Here is a 19971-nt window from a genome sequence, read left to right on the forward strand (position 1 = left end):
TGCGGCGCCATTAACAAGCGCCGCAGGCTTTCAATCCATCACCCCATCTGCATTGCAGCCAACAAGGCACCACCAGTAACGGGATTGCAAAGGGACCGAGTCCCTTTGCCCGCCGGAGGCATTAAACCCTGCCAAAACTCACTGACAGGCCAGACATTCCTCATAGTCCGTCTGCTCGCCCGCGCTCAATTCGATCTTGGGCGCCTCGGAAGTGTTGTCCGCCTCGACCCCGCCGGCAAACCCTGCGCGCTGCACCGACTTCGAGCGCAGGTAGTAGAGCGACTTGATGCCCTTTTCCCACGCCTGATAGTGCAGCATCATCAGGTCCCACTTGTCCACGTCGGCCGGGATATAGAGGTTCAGCGACTGGGCCTGATCGATATAGGGCGTGCGGTCGGCGGCGAATTCGAGCAGCCAGCGCTGGTCGATTTCGAACGAAGTCTTGTAGGTCGCCTTCTCGTCGGGCGACAGGAAGTCGAGGTGCTGGACCGAGCCGCCCTGTTCAAGGATCGAGTTCCACACATTGGTGGAATCCTTGCTCTTTTCGGCCAGCAGCTTTTGCAGATAGGGGTTCTTGACCACGAACGAACCCGAGAGCGTCTTGTGCGTATAGATGTTGGCCGGGATCGGCTCGATACAGGCCGAGGTGCCGCCGCAGATGATCGAAATCGAGGCGGTCGGCGCAATCGCCATCTTGCAAGAAAAGCGCTGCATCACGCCCATGTCGGCCGCATCCGGGCATGCGCCGCGTTCCTGCGCCAACAGGATGCTCGCCTCGTCGGCCTTGGCCGAGACATGCTTGAACATTTTCAGGTTCCACGCTTTTGCCATCGCGCTTTCAAAGGCGATGCCCTTCTTTTGCAGGAAGGAGTGGTAGCCCATCACGCCCATGCCGACGCTGCGCTCGCGGCTTGCCGAGTACTTGGCGCGAGCCATTTCGGAGGGCGCGCGGTCGATATAGTCCTGAAGCACATTGTCGAGGAAGCGCAGCACGTCCTCGATAAAGCGCTTGTCGCCATTCCATTCGTCCCACGTCTCAAGGTTGAGCGAGGAGAGGCAGCACACGGCGGTGCGGTCATTGCCCAGATGGTCCTTGCCGGTGGGCAGGGTGATTTCGCTGCACAGGTTCGAGGTATAGACCTTGAGCCCCAGATCGCGGTGATGCTTGGGCATCATGCGGTTCACCGTGTCGGAGAACACAAGGTAAGGCTCACCGGTGGCCAGACGCACTTCGACCAGCTTCTGGAACAGGCTGCGCGCATCGACCTTGCCGCGCACGCTGCCGTCCTTGGGCGATTTCAGCTCAAACTCGCGCCCGTCGCGCACCGCCTGCATGAAATCATCGGTCAGCAGCACACCATGGTGCAGGTTCAGCGCCTTGCGGTTGAAGTCGCCGCTGGTCTTGCGGATTTCGAGAAACTCCTCGATTTCCGGGTGGCTGACATCGAGATACGCCGCCGCCGAACCACGACGCAGCGACCCCTGCGAAATCGCCAGCGTCAGGCTGTCCATCACGCGTACAAAGGGGATGATGCCGCTGGTCTTGCCGTTCAGGCCCACCTGCTCGCCAATCCCGCGCACCTTGCCCCAATAGGTGCCGATGCCGCCCCCGCGCGAGGCGAGCCAGACGTTTTCGGTCCAGGTCGAGACGATGCCGTCCAGGCTGTCCTCAACCGTGTTGAGATAGCACGAAATGGGCAGGCCGCGCCCGGTGCCGCCGTTGGAGAGCACCGGCGTTGCAGGCATGAACCACAGCTTGGAAATATAGTCATAGATCCGCTGGGCATGATCGGCATCGTCGGCATAGGCGTCGGCCACACGGGCGAACAGGTCCTGATACTTTTCGCCGGGCAGCAGATAGCGGTCATCGAGCGTCTCGCGCCCGAAATCGGTCAGCAGCGCATCGCGCGAAGGATCGGTGACGATGTTGAACCGGCGCGCATCGACGCGCTTGGTGTCCTCGGGCTGTTTCGGCGAGGAAGCGGCAGCCGCCGCCACACTGAGCAGATCACCCATCGCGCGTTCGGCAGTCAGTAAATCGGCGGCCATATCGGTCTTATCATTCATCGGCATAGCCGGGCTTGCGCCCGCCTCCTTCTTTTCGGACAGAACGGCGGCGCCATCGGCACCCGTCTGCGGCTCCGTCAGCGGCAAAGTCGAAAGATCGCTGTTGCGTTCGGCTCGCTCATCCCCGCTGCTGAAATCCACGTTCTGCCCCTCCATGGTGTTGAAATCGATCATTCCGGCGCTTGCAGGGGCTGCTCTTTTCCACAGAATCGTCTCGCATCGAGGCATTCCTGCCTCAAGCAACCGAAACTAGGGATAGAGGTCGGTGCCCTTCACCGGCCACAACTTGTTGTGCCTCAAAGGCGGAAACATGCGCAAGAGGAAAGCGCCCCGTCGCGCATTTTAACCGCGCCCATCCGCTGGCGCGGCGACGCGGCGGAAATCGGGCATTGGCCTGTCATGCAAGCGTCAAATTGGGCAAAAAGCAAAAAAGTTCTCCACATCTGCATGTGCCTTGCGGATCGGCTTTGCGCTTCGCGCCGGACTGTACTAATCTTCTACAACACCCAACCCTTCCGGAGAAAACCGATGTTCCGCCTGATCGCCGCGCTGTTTTCCGGGCTTGTTGTCGGGCTGATCGCCCGCTTCGTTTATCTGGGCACGGTGCCGATGGGGTGGTGGATGACGATTCTGCTGGGCATCGGGGGATCGCTGCTGGCCGATCTGGTGGTCAATCGCGGCGATGTGGGGCGCCCCGCCCGCCCGGCCGGGTTCCTCGCCTCGGTGGTGGGGGCTATGGCGCTGATCTTCATCGGGCGGCATATGGGCTGGCATTGATGTAAATAAGCAACGTCTTGTAATCTTCACACAAACGTCACCAAAGCGCCTCTGTTCCGCCACTTGTCCGTAACAGGCCAGTCTTAGGCCGCGCCCCATCACTGCATTCACGCACATGGGGGTCGTCATGTCCAAACTTTGCCATCTTCTGCTTGCCGCCAGCGCGCTTTGCCCGCTTGGCATCGCCCATGCCGCCGAGGCGCCCGCCGCCGTCGATGCGGGCGAATCGGACGCCATCGTCGTGGTGGGGCAAGGCATCGTGCGTCAGGCGCAAACGCTGACCACCAAGGATCTGGCCGTGCTGGTGCCCGGCACCAGCCCGTTCAAGGCCATCGAGAACCTGCCCAGCGTCAATTTCCAGAGCGCCGATCCGTTCGGTTCGTATGAATGGGCCACGCGCGTCTCGATCCGCGGCTTTAATCAGAACCAGCTTGGCTTCACCCTCGACGGCGTACCGCTGGGCGATGCCACCTATGGCAACCTCAACGGACTGCATGTCAGCCGCGCAATCATCACCGACAATATCGGCGCCACCCGCGTGACACAGGGCGCAGGCGCCCTGGGCACGCAGGCGACCAACAACCTTGGCGGCACGGTCGAATTTTCCAGCATGGACCCGCTCGACCATTTCGCGCTGGACGGCGCGGCCACCTATGGCAGCTTCAACAGCTGGCGCACCTTTGGCCGAGTCAATGCGGCCGATGCCAATGGCAACGTGCGCGGCTTTATTTCGGTCGATCACCACGAAACCGCCAAGTGGAAGGGCTATGGTCAGCAGCGCCAGACGCTGGTGAACGCCAAGATCGTGGGCAAGGTGGGCGCGACCGAATTGTCGGCCTATGGCTCCTATTCCGACCGCGCCGAGGTCGATTATCAGGATCTCAGCCTCGAAATGCTGGGCCGCCTCGGCTATAACTGGGACAATATCTCAAACAATTACGCGCTGGCCGTGAAGGTGGCCGATGTGGCCGCCAACAATGGCTATTCGGGCGCGGTGGCCACCAATCCTTCGGCGGGCACGGCATGGCCCGCCCCCTTTGCCAATGCCGATGACGCTTATTATTCGGGCGGCGGTCTGCGCAAGGATTTCCTCGGCTGGATCGGCGCCAAGACCCGGTTGAGCGAGAAGTTCACCGGCGAGATCAAGGGCTATTATCATGACAACAAGGGCCGCGGCCTCTGGTGGACGCCCTATGTCAACAGCCCGAACGGCATCCCGCTCTCGCTGCGCACCACCGAATATGCGATCAAGCGCGGCGGCATCTTTGGCCATATCGACGGCGAGATCGGCGCGCATAAGCTGACCGTCGGCGGCTGGTGGGAACACAATGCCTTCAATCAGGCCCGCCGCTATTACGCCGTGCTCAGCCGCACCGATCCGGGTCAGGGCCTGCTCGACTGGCCCAGCAACCCCTTCGCCACCCAGTGGGAGCTGAACTTTGCCACCGAGACGCTGCAATATCATGTGGCCGATACGGTGAAATATGGCGACCTGACCATCAATCTGGGCTGGAAGGGCTTTGCCGTCATCAACAAGGCCACCCCCGTGATCGCGGGCGGTCGCGCCTCGGGCCGGATCGCGGCCAAGGACTGGTTCCAGCCCACCATCGGCGCGGCCTATAAGATCGGCGGCAACAGTGAAATCTACGCCGGTTTTGCCCAGTCCACCCGCGCCTATCAATCCGCCACCACCAGCGGCCCCTTCTCGGCCACGCAGGCCGGGTTCGACGCGGTGAAAGGCAGCCTGAAGCCCGAAAGCTCGGACACGTATGAGGCCGGCTATCGCTATTCGGACGCGCGCATCAATGCCACGCTGGGCGCCTATCTGACCAACTTCCACAATCGCCTGCTGGTGATCCCCACCGCCGCCGGGATCGTGGGTTCGGCCAATCTGCTTTCGAACGTGGGCGGTGTGCGCTCGGCAGGCATCGAGGCGCTGGTCAACGCCCGTCTGGGCCATGGTTTCTCCACCACCCTGTCCTATGCCTATAATGACAGCACCTATCGCGACGACATCGGCACCTACAGGCTGGTCGGCAAGACCACGGTGGATGCGCCCAAGCATCTGGCCCGCGCCGAACTGGCCTATGACAACAAGGTGATCTTTGGCCGGGTTGCGGTCAATTACATGTCGAAGCGCTATTTCACCTATACGAATGATCAGTTCGTGGGCGGGCGCACGCTGGTTGACGCCAGCATCGGCTATCGCGTCAAGACGCCCTTCTCGGACCGCCCCATCGAGCTTCAGGTCAATGCGACAAACCTGTTCGATGTGAAATATGTCTCGACCATCGGCACCAATGGCTTCGGCTTCAGCGGCGACAACCAGACCTTGATGGTAGGCGCGCCGCGCGCGGTGTTCGGCACGGTCAAGGCGGGCTTCTGATGGGTGTGAAATCCGCGCTTCTGGGTCTGTTGCTGGCGGTGGGGTGCATCCCTGCCGCCACGGCGAAACCGGCAACAAAACCGGCGCATCACCCGGTGCTGCTGATCTCCATCGACGGATTGCGGCCGGGCGATGTGATCGAGGCCGACCGGCGCGGATTAAAAATCCCGGCCCTGCGCGCGCTGCTGGCCGAAGGTGCGCATGCGGGCGGCGTGGTGGGCGTGCTCCCCACGCTGACCTATCCCAGCCATACGACGCTGATCACCGGGGTCGATCCGGCCCATCATGGCGTGGTCAACAATGTGACCTTCGACCCCACCGCGATCAATCAGGACGGCTGGTACTGGTATGGCGCCGACATCAAGGTGCCGACCCTGTGGGACGCGGCGCGGGCGCGCGGGCTGACCACCGGCAATGTCCACTGGCCCGTCAGCGTGGGGGCAAGGATCGGCTGGAACCTGCCGCAGATCTGGCGCACCGGGCATGAAGATGACGCCAAACTGTTGGCCGCGCTTGCCACCCCCGGCCTGTTGCCGGAACTGGAGGCCAAGGAAGGCCCCTACGCGCCGGGCAAAGCCGAGGATTTAGCCGCCGACCAGACGCGGGGGCGGTTTGCCGCCCGCTTGATCGCCACGCATCATCCCGATTTCCTGACCGTCTATCTGGCCGCTCTGGACCATACCGAGCATGAGACCGGGCCCGACAGCGCGGCCGGCCATGCCGTGCTGGAAGGGCTTGACACCATCGTCGGCCGGTTGGTGACCGCCGAGCGCAAGGCGCATCCCGATGCGGTGATCGCGCTGGTCTCCGATCATGGCTTTGCCCCAGTGGACAATGCCTTTAACCTGAGCCGCGCGCTGATTGATGCGGGCCTTATCCGCCTGTCCGCGCCCGATCCGCTGGGGCGGCAAAAGATCGAGAGTTGGGACGCGGCGGCATGGGCCTCGGGCGGGTCGGTGGCGGTGGTGCTGGCGCGGCCCGATGATGCGGCGCTGGTGGCCAGGGTGCGCGACCTGCTGCTGGGCCTGAAAGGTGATCCGGCCAATCGCATCACCGATATGCTGGAGGGCGATGCCATCGCCAAGGCGGGCGGCAATCCTCAGGCCAGCTTCTATCTTAACCTTGCCCCGCCGATGCTGGCCACCGGCTTTATCGCGCCGGGCCTGCCGCTGCGTTTTGTGCCGCCCTACAAGGGGATGCACGGCTTCTTCCCCGGCGATCCGCGCATGCGCTCAACCTTTATCATGGCCGGGCCGGGCGTGCCCAAAGGCCGCGATCTGGGCGAGATCGACATGCGCGCGATTGCGCCCACGCTGGCGCGGATCATGGGCGCGCGGCTGGATCAGGCCGAGGCGCCCGCCATCACCTTCTCAAATCTCTGACGCGCAGGGCCTTGCACCTGCGCGTCAAATGCAAATTGTTTATTGGATTTTTATTTGCCGCTCCGCCGGCTTTCCCATACCCCACAATCCGACAGCGATAGAACATAGTATAGTCAGTCGTCCGTCGGGAGGGTTCTGGAAATACGGGATTAAGCCCTCGCGGAGTTCGATTACTGATGCGATCACACCATATTCTGGTGCTTTTTCTGCTGAGCGGCGGAAACGCCATGGCACAGGAAAACTATACTCTCGATCATCTTGAGCAATTGGCTCAGGACACCAATCCTGCTCTTCAGGCTGCTCAGCGCGATGTCGCCATCGCCCGCAGCGAGGTGAGCACCGCGCGCGCCCTGCCCAACCCCACGGTCGAATTCATGACCGGCCCCATGCGATACAAGCCAGTGGCCAGCGGGATTTCAGGCACCGCCACCAGCTACAGCTTGTCGCAGCCGCTCGACCTGCCCTTTTCGCGCACGCCGCGCATCGAGGCGGCCCGCGCCGGATTGGCGGCCAGCGAGGCGGGCTTTGCCGGGCAGGTGACCAACTGGCTCGCCAATCTGCGCATGGCCTATTACGACCTGCTGCGCCGCAGCGCCGAACAGGTCGTGGCCGAGGAAGATGTCGGCATCGTACGCTCGATGCAGCAAAAGGTGTCCTTCAGCGTCAAGCAGGGCGAAACGGCCAAATTCGAGTCGATCCGCGCCGAGGCCGAATTGCTCAACGTGCAAAAGACCGCCGCCGCCGCCGCGCTGCGGGTTCAACAGGCGCGCAGCCAGTTGCGGATGATGGTAGGCCCCGCCCTGCCGGAAAATTTCACCGTGACGGGCCGTTTGCAGACCTTGCCCAAATTGCCGCCGTTTGACGAATTGGTCGAGCAGGTCGCGCACACCAACCCCGATCTGGTTCAGGCCCGCGCGCAACAGGATCAGGCGCGCTATCGCCTGCGTACCGAAGAGGCGCTGCGTTTGCCGCAGATCGCGCTGCGCGCCGAACGCAGCGGCGACGCTGAGCAGGATCAGACCCGTTTTGGCGTCAGCCTGACCGTGCCCATCTGGGACCGACGCAAGGGACCGGTGGCCGCCGCCGAGGCGCAGTTGTCCAAGTCCACGCTGGGGCTTGAGGCGCGCGAATATGCGGTCCGTCAGGAACTGGTGATCGCGTACAAACAATATGAGATCGCCCAGAACACGGTCGCCGCGCTGGAAGGCGGCGTGGTGTCGCAGGCGCAATCGGCGCTCAAGGTCGCCGAGGCGGCCTATCGCTTTGGCGAACGCGGGTTGATCGACGTTCTGGACGCCCAGCGCGTTTTCCGTAGCGCGCGCGCCGATCTTATCAACAGCCGTTTCGATCTTGCCGTGGCGCTGGTCGAAATCCAGCGGCTCAGCTCCAATCTTGCGCAGAGATAAACCCATGAACAAATTTCCTTTTGTGGCGCTGGCTCTGTCCTTGGCGCTTTGCGCCTGCGGCGATGATGAAAAAGCCGCCAAGCCCAAGATCGACCCCGAGACGGTGGCCGCCGGCGCCAATATGCAGGGCCGCGTCAAAGTCGCCCCGGTGGGCGTCGAGGCTGTGTCCGATACGCTGCGCGTAGCGGGCCAGATCACGTTTGACGAAAACCGCGTGGCGCGCATCGGCGCGACCGTGACGGGCCGCGTGACCGACATGGCCGCCAATATCGGCCAGAACGTGGCGCGCGGGACAGTGCTGGGCCGGATCAACAGCTCGGACCTTTCCACGCAGCAGCTCGCTTATCTGCGCGCTCGCTCGCAATATGAGCTGAACCGCCGCGCCGCCGAACGCGCCCAGCAGCTTTACGCCGCCGATGTGATCGCGGCGGCCGAATTGCAGCGCCGCCAGAGCGAGGCCAGCATTTCGCATGCCGAAATGCGCGCCGCCGCCGATCAATTGCGCCTGCTGGGCGTATCGGCCTCGGCGCTGGGGCAATTGGGGGGGCAAGGGGTGATTTCCTCCTCCACCCCGATCCTTTCGACGATGAACGGGGTGGTGGTCGAACGCAATCTGGCACTGGGGCAAGTGGTGCAGCCGGCCGACGCTTTGTTCGTGGTGGCCGATCTGTCCAAGCTCTGGGCCACCGCGCTGGTGCCCGAACAACAGGTGCGTTTCGTGAAACAGGGCCAGACCGTTGCGCTGGAAATTCCCGCGCTGGGCGGGGCCAAGCGTGAGGGAAAGCTGGTCTATGTGGGCCAGGTGGTCGATCCCAAGACGCGCACCGTGGTGGTGCGCACCGAGCTGGATAATCGCAGCGGGGAGTTGAAGCCCCAGATGCTGGCCACCATGCTGGTGACGGCCACGCCCGAAAAGCAGCCCGTGGTGCCCAATGCGGCCATCGTGCGCGAGAACAACAAGGACTATGTCTTTGTCGAAACCGCGCCTTCCAAATTCCGCATCCGCGCTGTGTCGCTGGGCGAGGAGGTCGCGGGCAAGAGGGTGGTGATTTCGGGCGTCAAGCCGGGCGAGCGCATCGCCATCGAAGGCGCCTTCCATCTGAATAACGAGCGCAACCGGCAGGCATTGGAAGGCCAATGATCCAGTCCCTGATACGCGCGGCGCTGCAACAGCGCCTGATCGTGATCGTGGTGGCGGCGGTGCTTTTGGGCTTTGGCCTGAATGCAGCGTCGAAACTGTCGGTCGATGCCTTTCCCGATGTGACCAATGTTCAGGTCCAGATTGCCACCGAGGCTTGGGGCCGCAGCCCCGAAGAGGTGGAGCGCATGGCCACCGTGCCCATCGAAGTGGCGATGACGGGCCTGCCCGGCCTTGAGGAGATGCGCTCGCTCAACAAGCCTAACCTGTCGCTGATCACACTGGTCTTTACCGACAAGACCAATGTCTATTTCGCGCGCCAATTGGTGATGGAGCGCTTGATCGAGGTCGGCTCGAAAATGCAGCCGGGCATTGCCCCGGTGCTGGGCCCGGTCTCGACGGGCCTTGGCGAGGTCTATCAATATACGCTGGACAAGCCGGGTGACGGCAATTCAGTGCTGTCTCAAGAGGAATTAACCCGCCGCCGGACGGTGCAGGACTGGGTGGTGCGCCCGCTGCTGCGCTCGATTCCCGGCGTGGCCGAGATCAATTCGCAGGGCGGCTTTGCCAAGCAATATCAGGTTCTGGTCAACCCCGATCAGCTGCGCCACTATTCGGTCAGCGTGGCCGAGGTCTATCAGGCGGTGGCCCGCAACAATGCCAATGCGGGCGGCGGCGTGCTGCCCCAATATGCCGAACAATATCTGATCCGGGGCGTGGGTCTGGTCAAAAGCGAGGACGACCTGCGATCGATCGTCATCCGCGAAAGCGCGGCCACGCCAGTCTATCTGCGCGATGTGGCCGAGGTGAAGATCGGGCCGGGCGTGCGCGACGGCGCGCTGATCAAGAATGGCGTGACTGAAAGCGTGGGCGGGATCGCGCTGATGATGGCGGGCGGCAATGCCAAGGCCATCGTCACCAAGATCAAGGAGCGCGTCGAGCAGATCAACAGCAAGGGCATGTTGCCCGATGGCCTCAAGATCGCGCCCTATTACGACCGTTCCGAACTGGTCGATGCGGCCATCCACACCGTGGTCAAGGTGCTGATGGAAGGCATCGTGCTGGTGGTGATCGTGCTGTTCGTCTTTCTAGGCGATGTGCGGTCCTCGGTCATCGTGGTGTCCACACTGGTGCTGACGCCGCTGCTGACGTTCATCTGCATGAATTACCTTGGCATCTCGGCCAATCTCATGTCGCTGGGGGGCCTTGCCATCGCCATCGGCCTGATGGTCGATGGGTCGGTGGTGGTGGTGGAAAACGCCTTCCTCCTGCTGGGCCAGACGCGCGACAGCGGGGAAAGCAAGATCCGTATCATCCTGCGCGCCGTGGTCGAGGTGGCGACGCCGGTGATCTTTGGCGTGGGGATCATCATCCTCGTCTTCCTCCCGCTGATGACGCTGCAGGGGATGGAGGGCAAGATGTTCTCTCCGCTGGCCTATACGATCGCCATCGCGCTGGCCATTTCGTTGGTGCTGTCGCTGACGGTGACGCCGGTGCTGTCCTCCTATCTGCTCAAGGCGCCTAAGGCCCATGAGGGCAGCCACGGGGGCGAGGAAGACCACGACACCCGCGTCATCAAGGTGATGAAGAAGTACTATCTGCGGATGCTGCATTGGGCGCTGGGCAATGAAAAGCGCACGATCAGCCTTGCCGTGGGCGGCTTTCTGGCGACGCTGGCGATCCTGCCCTTCCTTGGCACGGCCTTCATTCCCGAAATGAAGGAAGGCTCGGTGGTGCCCGGCATCAACCGTGTGCCCAACATCGCTCTGGATGAATCGATCAAGATCGAGATGGAGGGCATGCGCCTGATCATGCAGGTGCCCGGCGTCAAATCGGCGGTGTCGGGCGTGGGTCGCGGCGAAAGCCCGGCCGATCCGCAAGGCCCCAATGAATCCACCCCCATCGTCAGCCTGAAACCGCGCGAGGAATGGCCCAAGGGGTGGAATCAGGACGATATTGCCGACGCGATGCGCGAAAAGCTTAAAGCTCTGCCCGGCGTGCAGATCGTCATGGCCCAGCCCATTTCCGACCGTGTGGACGAAATGGTGACAGGCGTGCGCTCCGACATCGCGGTCAAGGTGTTTGGCGATGACATGGACGAATTGAAGCGCGTGGCCGAGGAAATCGCCCGCGTGGGTCAATCGCTGCAAGGCGCCGAAGATCTGCGCATCGAAAAGGTCAGCGGCCAGCAATATCTCTCCATCGAGATCGACCGGGCGGCGCTGGCGCGCTTTGGCCTCAATGTGGCCGATGTGAATGATCTGCTCGAAACGGCTGTGGGGGGCAAACAGGCCACCGAGATCTTTGAAGGCGAGCGCCGCTTCCCCGGCGTGGTCCGCCTGCCCGAAGCCTATCGCAACAATATCGAGGCGATCTCGAACCTGCTGATCACCTCGCCGGGCGGCGCGCAGGCGCGTCTGGCGGACGTGGCCAAAGTGGTAGTGTCGGACGGCCCCGCGCAGATCAGCCGCGAAATGGGCAAGCGCCGCATCGTCATCGGCATGAATGTCAAAGGCCGCGACCTTGGCGGCTTCGTGGCCGAGCTTCAGCAGAAGGTCGATAAACAGATCAAGCTGCCCGATGGTTATTATCTCGAATGGGGCGGGCAATTCCAGAATATGGAGCGCGCGCTGGGCCATTTGATGATCATCGTGCCGATCACGGTGGCGGCGATCTTCTTCCTGCTGTTCGTGCTGTTCAACTCGCTGCGTCTGGCCTCGCTCATCATTCTGGTGCTGCCCTTTGCCTCCATCGGCGGGATCGTGGGGCTGGCGGTGACGGGGGAATATCTCTCGGTGCCGGCCTCGGTGGGCTTTATCGCGCTCTGGGGCATTGCGGTGCTCAACGGCGTGGTGCTGGTCTCCTATATCCGCAACCTGCGCGATGAGGGCAAATCGGTGCGCGAGGCGGTGGTTCAGGGGGCAACCCTGCGTTTCCGCCCGGTGATGATGACGGCGACCGTGGCTCTGCTGGGCCTCATCCCGTTCCTGTTCGCCACAGGGCCGGGGTCGGAGGTGCAAAAGCCGCTGGCCATCGTGGTGATCGGGGGGCTGATTACCTCCACGGTGCTGACGCTGGTGGTGCTGCCCACGATCTATCGCTTCTTTGATGATGAACGCGTCGAGGCCTGAGGGGAGAAAACACCATGGCCATGATTGAAATCCGCGCCGTAGTTCGGCCCAGCCGTCTTGAAATGCTGCGCGTGGCGCTGCGGCAATTGCCGGAATTTCCCGGCATGACCGTGGCCCGCGTCGAAGGGTGCAGCGGCACGGGAAAGCTGGGCAACAATCCATGGACGATCAAGCAGGATCTGGTCGATTTCACGCCCAAATCCATGATCCACATCGTCGTGGACGAGGCCAATGCCAAGCCGATCTATGACACGATCCGCCAGATCACCCGCACCGCCCGCCAGGGCGACGGGCTGATCTGGACCATGCGGGTCGAACAATGTCTGTTCATCGCCGCCGAGGCAGAGGATTAAGCATGGACGAAGAGGGCTGGCGATCAGCCCTCTTCTTCTTTTTCGGCCTTTTTGCCGCCTTCGCCCTCGCCATGAGGATGGCGCAGACCCTCGATCTGATCGGCCCGACGGCGCAGATAATTGTCGCGGGTGGTCGTATAGGGATCGGCTGCTTCCTTTTCCTGCCGCAGCCGCTCCTTGTTGACCACGCGGCGATCAACAATCCCCAGAACGATCATCGGCACGACGGCCGCCGTCGGCAGGACATTGCGGCCGATTGCCAGAGGCAAGGCCGCACGATCCACAATGCGCCCGGTCAGATCGCGCAGGGTCGTCGATCCGAACAAGGGCATGTAAATATACGGCCCGTTAGGCACACCATAAAAGCCCATCGTATCGGCAAAACCGTTTTCACGAAAAGGCATTCTGAACGGCTTGCGCTTGGCCATATCAAAGATCCCGGCCAGACCGATCGTCGAATTGAGGACAAAACGGGCCACGGTCTCGGCCGTCTTGCCGATCTTGTGCTGCATCAGGAAATTGGCCGCGATCACCGGTTCGCGCAGGTTATAAAGCGCATTGTGAATGCCATCGCGCACCGGCGAAGGCACGACCGCTTCATACCCTTTGGAAAAGGGTTCGAGCACCGCATTGTCAATCGCCTGTGTCACGGCAAAGGAGGCCTGATTGATGGCTCGGCCGGGATCGGGCGCCAGCGGACGCGAGGAAACCACGATGCCGGGCTCTTCCTCGGCGCCACGATGGCCGGTGTGACGCGGCGGCTCGGCAGGCTGGGTTTCGGCGGAAGCTGGGGTGGATGCCGCAGGCTGAGCCGATGTCGGAGCGGCGTCCTGAACCGGGGGAACATTGGGCGTTGTTGCCGCATCCTGCGCCACGCCCGCGCTATGCTGCGCAGCAACGCCCGGTGCAGCATCGGCTGAAACCGATTGCGCCCAACAGGGCGATGCGGCCAGCATCCATGCCAGCGCCAGCCCGCCCTTCAACAGGCTGTCCTTTCCCCCACGACCTGACACGGCCCGTCCCCACATTACACAGTTCCCCAACTCAGGCCCCCGCCATCGCACATTCCTTGTAGAGAACTCGTGCCGACTGCCTAGTGGTAACTACGACAAATTGCGACAAACCGGTGGGAAAATGTCCCTTTTAGGGAAAGCTGCCCGCCATTAACGCATTTCGCGCAAAAGCCACGCGCGGATGACGCAGGGCAGCAGGCGACCAGACCAGCGAATAAGTGTGAACGGGGCGCTCGACCGGGGCGATGATTTCGGCCAATTGCCCTCGCGCAATCAGATCGCCGCAAAGATAGCCGGGCAGCGCAGTCCAGCCGAATTCCTGCATCAACAGGCTGCGCAGACAGCGCAGATCCTGCCCCACCACCGCCGGGCTGACAGGCGGGCCGGGCAGGCGGTTTTCCACCAGCCAATCCTCGACCAGCGGACGTTCGAGATGATAGGCCAGCACCGGTTCGGCCATTAACGCCCGGCGCAAATCAGGGGCCGCCATGATGCGCGCGGCAACTCTCGGCGCGGCCACGGCATAGACGCGCTCTTCATGAATGCGCGCGCTGCGCAACCGACGGTCGGCAAGCACATAGGCAGAGAGGCCAAGGTCGTAATTGCCCTCGATCAGCCCCTGCCGGATCGCCTCACGGTCGCCGGTATGCAGGCTGATGCGCAGGCCCGAATGGAGCAGCGGCAACAGGCGCGGCGCCACCACCTCGGCCAGGAAATCGCCATGGCCGATCAATCGCACCGACCCCGTCATGTCGGACGAGCGCGCCCGCGCCGCCGCCAGCGCCGCCTCGGCAATATCGAGCCGGTCGCCAAGGCTGGCGGCCAGCTCCTCGCCCGCCAGCGTGGGGATCACGCCCTTGGGCTGGCGGGTGAACAAGTCGCGCTCGATGGCAGCCTCAAGCGCGGCGATATGCTGGGAAACCGCCGGTTGCGTCAGGCCAAGGCTGCGCGCGGCCCCGCTGATCGAGCGCTGGCGATAGACTTCGACAAAGGTGCGCAGATGTTGGAGCGACATAAGCCATACCATAAATATATTTATAGCTAAACGCCAGACTGCTGTGTGGTATGAGGGCATAAGGAGGCCTAAGGCACAGATGTCCCCCCTTTCGAGTCGCCCCTTCGTGATCGATCTGTTGCCCCATTCCGCCTGCGGTCGTTGCGCATGACATTGCCCAATTGGTCCGCATGGGCCTATTCCGCCAAGACCGCCTTTGCCGCGCTGCTCGCTCTGTGGATCAGCCTGTTCGTCGGCCTGCCCATGCCCTTTTGGGCGATGAGCACGGCCTATATCGTGTCCAGCCCGCTCTCGGGCGCGACCCGGTCCAAGGCGATCTATCGCGTGATCGGCACGGGCGGCGGCGCCACGGTGGCGGTCGCGCTGGTGCCGATGCTGGTGGAATGGCCCGAATTGCTCAGCCTTGCCCTCGCGCTCTGGGTGGGGGTCACGCTGGCCGTCTCGCTGCTCGACCGCTCGCCGCGCGCCTATATGCTGATGCTGGCGGGCTATACCGCCGCGATCATCGCCTTTCCCGCCGTGGACCGGCCCGAGGCGGTGTTCGACATTGCCGCCGCGCGCGTGACCGAAATCGTGCTGGGCATCACCTGCGCCACGCTGGCGCACAGTTTGCTCTGGCCCAAATCGGTGGCCACCGCGCTCGAGCCGCGCCTGAAACGCTGGCTGGCCGATGCGCGCGGGTGGTATGACGATATTCTGGGCGGAGCGGCGCCCACCACCTCGCTGCGCGACCGCCAGCAACTGGCCGTCGATGCGGTGGAATGCACGCTGCTGGCCACGCACATCCCCTTCGACACATCCCACTGGCGCGAGGCGACCGCCAGCGTACAGGCGCTGCTGCGCCGCGTGCTGCTGCTCTTGCCGGTGCTCTCGGGCATGGCGGACCGGCGGCGCGCGATCGGCGATGGCGAGGACGAATGGAGCGAATTGCTGCGCGAAAGCTATGAACTGAGGCGGCGGCAGGCGGGGGTGCTGCTGGACGAATGCGATGCGCTGCTGGTCCATCTGGGCAATCCGCAAAGCCCCTCGCCGCTCTCGGCTCAGGAGCAGAAGGGCACGATAGAACTGCATGCCGATCCGATGTCGGCGCTGATCGCGGGCGTGGCGGCCACGCTCACCATTCTGGTGGTCTGCGCGATCTGGATCCTCTCGGGCTGGCACGATGGCGCCTCGGCGGCCGCGCTGGCGGGGGTGTTCTGCTGTCTGTTTGCGGCGATGGACAATCCGGTGCCCGCCATCCTCAATTTCGGCGTGGCCACGCTCTCGGCCATGCCGCTGGCGGGGCTGTATCTGTTCTATATCCTGCCCCAGATCGACGGGTTCTTTCCGCTGGTGCTGGTGCTCTCGCCCGCGCTGCTGCTCTTTGGCAGCCTGCTGCCCAATCCGCGCTATGGCCTGTTCTCGCTGGCGCTGATGATGGGTTTTTGCAGCACGCTGGCCTTGCAGGAAACCTATACCGCCGATTTTGCACATTTCCTCAACACCAATCTGGCCCAGTTCGTGGCGATGATCGTGGCCGCAGGGATGACGGCGGGCCTGACCACGATCAGCAAGGATGTGGCGATTGCCCGGCTGAACGGACGGATGCGACGTGATCTGGTGGCGTTGGCGCGCTCCTCCTCGCCGCCCGATGCGCTGGCTGCCCTTGGGCGCAGCACCGATCAGCTCGCGCTCATCACCCAGCGTCTGGGCGCGGATACCGATATGGCGACGGCGGGCCTGCGCGACATTCGCATCGCCATGAACATCGTCCAGATCCAGCATCTGCGCAGCCATGCCACGCCCGCCCTTGCCGCCGCGCTCGAACATATGCTGCGCCTTGGCACCGCACATTGGTCCGACAAGCGCGCCACGGCGGCGCCTGAGGAAATGCTCGAGGCCATCGACATTGCGCTGCGCCTGACGCAAAGCCAGCCCTTGCCGCAACTGGCCACGTCGGCCACGCTGATCACCGAGCCGGAACAGGGCCGCGCCGCGCTGGTGGCGCTGCGCCGCAATCTGTTTCCCCACGCCCCCGCCTTTCGCGCCGGAGGTTACGCATGAGCGCCGAATATATCCTTGGCGGCATCTATATTGACGCGGCCCCCGTGCATGGCTGCATCGCGCTGCTGATCGCGCTGCTGCTGCACCGGCTGTTGATCGCCATCCGTTTTTATCGTTTCGTATGGCATCCTGTGCTGTTTGACACCGCGATGTTCATTCTCGTCTGGGCGCTGGTCACGCTGTGGCTGCCGCCGCTTGTGCCGTCCCTGCTGCATTCCCCGCTATAAGGCCCCCTGCCATGACTCTCTCGCTTTCTCCTGCTGGCTCCAAAGTCGTCCGCTATGCTGTGACCGGCGTGCTGGTGGCGGCCGCGCTTGTGGCGGGGCGCGCGCTGATTACCTATTATCAGGCCGATCCATGGACGCGCGACGGGCGCGTGCGGGCCGATGTGGTGCAGGTGGCGCCCGATGTGGCCGGGTTGGTGACACAGGTTTTCGTCACCCACGATCAGGCCGTGCGCAAGGGTGACCTCTTGTTTCAGATCGACCCGGCCCGCTTTGATCTGGCCATCCGCCAGGCCGACAGCCAGTTGCAGAGCGCGCAGGCCGATGTGACGCGCGCGCGCGCCGCGATCCAGAGCGCCAATGTGGTGCTGACCCAGGCCCGCCGCGACGCCACGCGCAACCAGAAGCTGGGCGATCTGGTCGCCGCCGAGGCCACCGAGCAGAGCCAGTCCAAGGCCGCCGAGGCGCAGGCCAAAGCCGCCGAGGCATCCGCCATGCTGGCCGAGGCCGAGGCGCGGGTGACGGCGGCGCGTGATGCGCGCGATCTGGCGCTGCTCAACCGGGCGCGCACGCGGGTGGTGGCGCCCACCGACGGGCGCATGTCCGACCTCAACCTGCGCGTGGGCAATTATGTCAGCGCGGGCGCGCCGGTGATGGCGCTGATCGACACCGCCTCGCTGCGCGTCGAGGGCTATTTCGAGGAGACTAAGCTGCCCCATGTCCATGTGGGTCAGGCCGCCACCATCCGCATGATGGGCGAGAGCAAGGTGCTGACCGGCCATGTCGCCTCGCTGGCCGCCGCGATCGAGGACCATGACCGGTTGGCCAGCTCCAAGATGCTGCCCGCGATCAATCCTTCCTTCAGCTGGGTGCGTCTGGCCCAGCGCGTGCCGGTGCGCATCAAGCTGGACAATCCGCCCGCCGACATTGCCCTGATCGCCGGGCGGACCGCCTCGGTCACACTGGCGCGGGACGGCGCGAAGTGAGGCGGGGGTTACTGACGGCCTGCACGGCGCTGGCGTTAAGCGGATGCGTGATGGGGCCGAATTATCAGGCGCCCAAGCCCGTTTCGGCCAAATTGTCGCAGGCCGACGGCATGACCGCGCAGGCCCCCCTGCCTCCGCGCTGGTGGCATCTCTATGACGATCCGGTGCTGGATCGGCTCGAAGAACAGGCGCTGAGCGCCAACACCGAATTGCGCGTGGCGGCGGCATCTCTGGGCCGGGCGCGGGCGATGACCGAGGCGGCCGAGGGCGCCAATGAGCCGGAATTTTCCGTCGAGGCCGCCGCCCAGCGCGCAAGGCTTTCGGGCGAATCTTATCTGCTCACCGAACCTTTGCCGGTCATGAATCTCGGCTCGGTCGGCGGCGGGGTCAGCTATCAGTTCGACCTGTTCGGCCGTCTGAAACGGGGGGCCGAGGCCGCGCGGGCCGATGAAGGCGCTGTTGGCGCACTGGCCGATGCGGTCAAGGTGACGCTGGCCGCCGAAGTGGCCAAGTCCTATGTCGAGGTCTGCGGCGCGCAGGAGATGGAAGCCATCGTCGAGCATTCGGTGGAAGTGCAGGAGCGGCTGGTCGAATTTGCCGAGCGCCTGCAGGCCGAAGGCCGGGGCAGCGCGATCGAGGTTTCCGCCGCCAAGGCCCGTCTGGCCGATGCGCGGGCCGCGCTGCCGCTCGACAAGATCAAGTCGCGCGCGGCGCTCTATCGGCTTGCCTTCCTGATGGGCCGCACGCCCGATGAATATCCGCGCGAGGCCGAAGCCTGCCACCACCTGCCCAAATTGTCGCAGCCGCTGCCCACCGGCGATGGCGCAGCAATGATCGCGCGCCGCCCCGACATCCGCGCCGCCGAGCGCCAACTCGCCGCCGCCACCGCCCGAATCGGCGTGGCCACCGCTGAGCTTTATCCGCAAATCGGCATCGGATTGACCGGCGGTACCACAGGCATTCTGGAAGATCTGGGCCAGGCGGCGACCAATCGCTGGAGCATCGCCGGGCTGATCCACTGGAATTTCCCCAGCGCAGGCCCGCGCGCCAAGGTCCGCGCCGCCAAGGCCGATACCGCCCGCGCGCTGGCCCAGTTCGACGGCAAAGTACTCAACGCCCTGCGCGAGGTGCAGACCGCGATCTCCACCTATGGCGAGAACCATAACCGCCTCCTTTCCCTGACCGAGGCGCGCGAGGCCGCCGACCAAACCGCCGACCAGCTCCGCCGGTTGCGCGAGGGCGGCAAGGCCGCGGCGCAGGTGGACATCGGCGGGCGCAACACGGCGCTGCTGGCGGCGCAGCGCGAGCAGGCGGCCAAGGAAGCGCTGGTGCTGGATCAAATCAATCTGTTCCTGGCGCTTGGTGGTGGGTGGTGAGGTTTTAGAAGCGCCTCCGGCGGGCAAAGGGACTTGTCCCTTTGCAATCCCATTACTGTCGGTGTTGCGCTTCGGTTTCGGCCAAGGTTGATGGGCGCGGTGTTGAAATTTTAAAGCCACTGCCCCAACGCCGCCCATGCCGGTTGCTTCGCCTCAATCCCCACCGCATGAGCCGGGCTGCTGGACGGCAGGGCGATCAGGGGCACCGGAAAATCATCACCGAGCTGCCCCCGCCCAATGGCGAAGGCCTTGGCCCCGTTAAACCCCATCGCCCGCAGCGCGGGCAGGCGGGCCGCCGCGCCGCGCAGATCCCGCGCCTCCACCTCGCGCAGGTCGGCGTCGAGACTGCCGCGCCTCCGGGCGCTTTCCACCACATCCCACAGGCCGATTCCCGCGCCCAGCAGCGTAGCAAGCCGCGCCTGATATTCCATTGCCATCAGATCCGCCCCGACCACCGGCGAGAGCAGGCGCCAGAACTGGTTGCGCGGATGGGCATAGTATCGCCCCGCTGCCAGCGAGGCCTGCCCCGGCAGGCTGCCCAGCAGCAAGAGTCGGGTCCGGTCATCAGCCACCATCGTAAATGCCGCAGAGCGCATCTCGCCTGTTACGTTCTGTTGCAATTGACGATACTTTCTTCGTTGTCAGCTTGTGGCAATCTGCCAAATGTAACCGAT

At 63.8% G+C, this 19971-nt stretch carries 15 protein-coding genes; 11 read left to right on the forward strand and 4 right to left on the reverse strand.

Annotation, left to right across the window (positions count from 1 at the left end):
- Window positions 1–138 precede the first annotated feature (138 nt).
- Window positions 139–2073 (reverse strand): ribonucleoside-diphosphate reductase subunit alpha, encoded by a 1935-nt coding sequence (locus FHW96_RS10815; RefSeq protein WP_172340802.1) that lies wholly within the window; start codon window positions 2071–2073, stop codon window positions 139–141.
- Window positions 2074–2595: 522 nt separating this feature from the next.
- On the opposite strand from FHW96_RS10815, the gene FHW96_RS10820 reads away from it, so the two are divergent.
- The 7 genes from FHW96_RS10820 to FHW96_RS10850 all read left to right on the forward strand — a co-directional run bounded on the left by FHW96_RS10820 (window position 2596) and on the right by FHW96_RS10850 (window position 12640).
- Entirely contained in the window at window positions 2596–2844 is a 249-nt protein-coding gene (locus FHW96_RS10820) for a GlsB/YeaQ/YmgE family stress response membrane protein (RefSeq protein WP_172340589.1), read from the forward strand.
- A 127-nt stretch (window positions 2845–2971) separates the two neighbouring features.
- A complete protein-coding gene (locus tag FHW96_RS10825) occupies window positions 2972–5230 on the forward strand; it encodes a TonB-dependent receptor (RefSeq protein WP_172340590.1) in 2259 nt (752 codons plus the stop codon).
- On the forward strand, window positions 5230–6612 hold the full coding sequence (locus FHW96_RS10830) for an alkaline phosphatase family protein (RefSeq protein ID WP_172340591.1): 1383 nt from the start codon (window positions 5230–5232) through the stop codon (window positions 6610–6612). Before FHW96_RS10825 ends, FHW96_RS10830 begins: the two co-directional genes overlap by 1 nt.
- Window positions 6613–6788: 176 nt before the next feature.
- Window positions 6789–8018 (forward strand): TolC family protein, encoded by a 1230-nt coding sequence (locus FHW96_RS10835; RefSeq protein WP_172340592.1) that lies wholly within the window; start codon window positions 6789–6791, stop codon window positions 8016–8018.
- Window positions 8019–8022: 4 nt separating this feature from the next.
- The gene (locus tag FHW96_RS10840; protein WP_172340593.1) at window positions 8023–9159 is read left to right on the forward strand and encodes an efflux RND transporter periplasmic adaptor subunit; all 1137 of its coding nucleotides are present in this window, start codon (window positions 8023–8025) and stop codon (window positions 9157–9159) included.
- A complete protein-coding gene (locus FHW96_RS10845; RefSeq protein ID WP_172340594.1) occupies window positions 9156–12287 on the forward strand; it encodes an efflux RND transporter permease subunit in 3132 nt (1043 codons plus the stop codon). The genes FHW96_RS10840 and FHW96_RS10845 overlap by 4 nt, the downstream gene beginning before the upstream one ends.
- 14 nt (window positions 12288–12301) lie before the next feature.
- Window positions 12302–12640, forward strand: a complete 339-nt coding sequence (locus tag FHW96_RS10850; protein ID WP_172340595.1) for a P-II family nitrogen regulator — start codon at window positions 12302–12304, stop codon at window positions 12638–12640.
- A gap of 23 nt (window positions 12641–12663) precedes the next feature.
- Here FHW96_RS10850 and FHW96_RS10855 read toward each other — a convergent pair whose 3' ends face one another.
- Both FHW96_RS10855 and FHW96_RS10860 read right to left on the reverse strand, forming a co-directional pair.
- Window positions 12664–13653 (reverse strand): VacJ family lipoprotein, encoded by a 990-nt coding sequence (locus FHW96_RS10855; RefSeq protein ID WP_172340596.1) that lies wholly within the window; start codon window positions 13651–13653, stop codon window positions 12664–12666.
- Between the two features lie 130 nt (window positions 13654–13783).
- Window positions 13784–14668 (reverse strand): LysR family transcriptional regulator, encoded by an 885-nt coding sequence (locus FHW96_RS10860; protein ID WP_172340597.1) that lies wholly within the window; start codon window positions 14666–14668, stop codon window positions 13784–13786.
- A 147-nt stretch (window positions 14669–14815) separates the two neighbouring features.
- Here FHW96_RS10860 and FHW96_RS10865 point away from each other — a divergent pair, with 147 nt between their 5' ends.
- The 4 genes from FHW96_RS10865 to FHW96_RS10880 are packed head-to-tail and all read left to right on the forward strand — an operon-like array spanning window position 14816 to window position 19297.
- Complete coding sequence (locus FHW96_RS10865; RefSeq protein WP_172340598.1) at window positions 14816–16711, forward strand: FUSC family protein; 1896 nt, start codon at window positions 14816–14818, stop codon at window positions 16709–16711.
- Window positions 16708–16938, forward strand: coding sequence for a DUF1656 domain-containing protein (locus FHW96_RS10870; protein WP_172340599.1), 231 nt, complete (start codon window positions 16708–16710; stop codon window positions 16936–16938). Before FHW96_RS10865 ends, FHW96_RS10870 begins: the two co-directional genes overlap by 4 nt.
- Window positions 16939–16949: 11 nt before the next feature.
- Complete coding sequence (locus FHW96_RS10875; protein ID WP_172340600.1) at window positions 16950–17921, forward strand: HlyD family secretion protein; 972 nt, start codon at window positions 16950–16952, stop codon at window positions 17919–17921.
- A complete protein-coding gene (locus FHW96_RS10880; RefSeq protein ID WP_172340601.1) occupies window positions 17918–19297 on the forward strand; it encodes an efflux transporter outer membrane subunit in 1380 nt (459 codons plus the stop codon). The genes FHW96_RS10875 and FHW96_RS10880 overlap by 4 nt, the downstream gene beginning before the upstream one ends.
- A gap of 110 nt (window positions 19298–19407) precedes the next feature.
- Here the strand turns inward: FHW96_RS10880 and FHW96_RS10885 are convergent, their stop codons facing one another.
- The gene (locus FHW96_RS10885; protein ID WP_253950876.1) at window positions 19408–19917 is read right to left on the reverse strand and encodes a DNA-deoxyinosine glycosylase; all 510 of its coding nucleotides are present in this window, start codon (window positions 19915–19917) and stop codon (window positions 19408–19410) included.
- Window positions 19918–19971: the final 54 nt, after the last annotated feature.

Origin of the sequence: Novosphingobium sp. SG751A (assembly GCF_013149295.1) — a bacterium.
GTDB lineage: Bacteria > Pseudomonadota > Alphaproteobacteria > Sphingomonadales > Sphingomonadaceae > Novosphingobium.

Excerpts from the sequence above, each read along its gene's own strand:
- FHW96_RS10830 (WP_172340591.1), top strand. The coding sequence starts at position 5,230 with ATGGGTGTGAAATCCGCGCTTCTGGGTCTGTTGCTGGCGGTGGGGTGC.
- FHW96_RS10875 (WP_172340600.1), top strand. The coding sequence starts at position 16,950 with ATGACTCTCTCGCTTTCTCCTGCTGGCTCCAAAGTCGTCCGCTATGCT.
- FHW96_RS10835 (WP_172340592.1), top strand. The coding sequence starts at position 6,789 with ATGCGATCACACCATATTCTGGTGCTTTTTCTGCTGAGCGGCGGAAAC.
- FHW96_RS10815 (WP_172340802.1), bottom strand. The coding sequence starts at position 2,073 with ATGCCGATGAATGATAAGACCGATATGGCCGCCGATTTACTGACTGCC.
- FHW96_RS10870 (WP_172340599.1), top strand. The coding sequence starts at position 16,708 with ATGAGCGCCGAATATATCCTTGGCGGCATCTATATTGACGCGGCCCCC.
- FHW96_RS10845 (WP_172340594.1), top strand. The coding sequence starts at position 9,156 with ATGATCCAGTCCCTGATACGCGCGGCGCTGCAACAGCGCCTGATCGTG.
- FHW96_RS10865 (WP_172340598.1), top strand. The coding sequence starts at position 14,816 with ATGACATTGCCCAATTGGTCCGCATGGGCCTATTCCGCCAAGACCGCC.
- FHW96_RS10860 (WP_172340597.1), bottom strand. The coding sequence starts at position 14,668 with ATGTCGCTCCAACATCTGCGCACCTTTGTCGAAGTCTATCGCCAGCGC.
- FHW96_RS10840 (WP_172340593.1), top strand. The coding sequence starts at position 8,023 with ATGAACAAATTTCCTTTTGTGGCGCTGGCTCTGTCCTTGGCGCTTTGC.
- FHW96_RS10850 (WP_172340595.1), top strand. The coding sequence starts at position 12,302 with ATGGCCATGATTGAAATCCGCGCCGTAGTTCGGCCCAGCCGTCTTGAA.
- FHW96_RS10820 (WP_172340589.1), top strand. The coding sequence starts at position 2,596 with ATGTTCCGCCTGATCGCCGCGCTGTTTTCCGGGCTTGTTGTCGGGCTG.
- FHW96_RS10825 (WP_172340590.1), top strand. The coding sequence starts at position 2,972 with ATGTCCAAACTTTGCCATCTTCTGCTTGCCGCCAGCGCGCTTTGCCCG.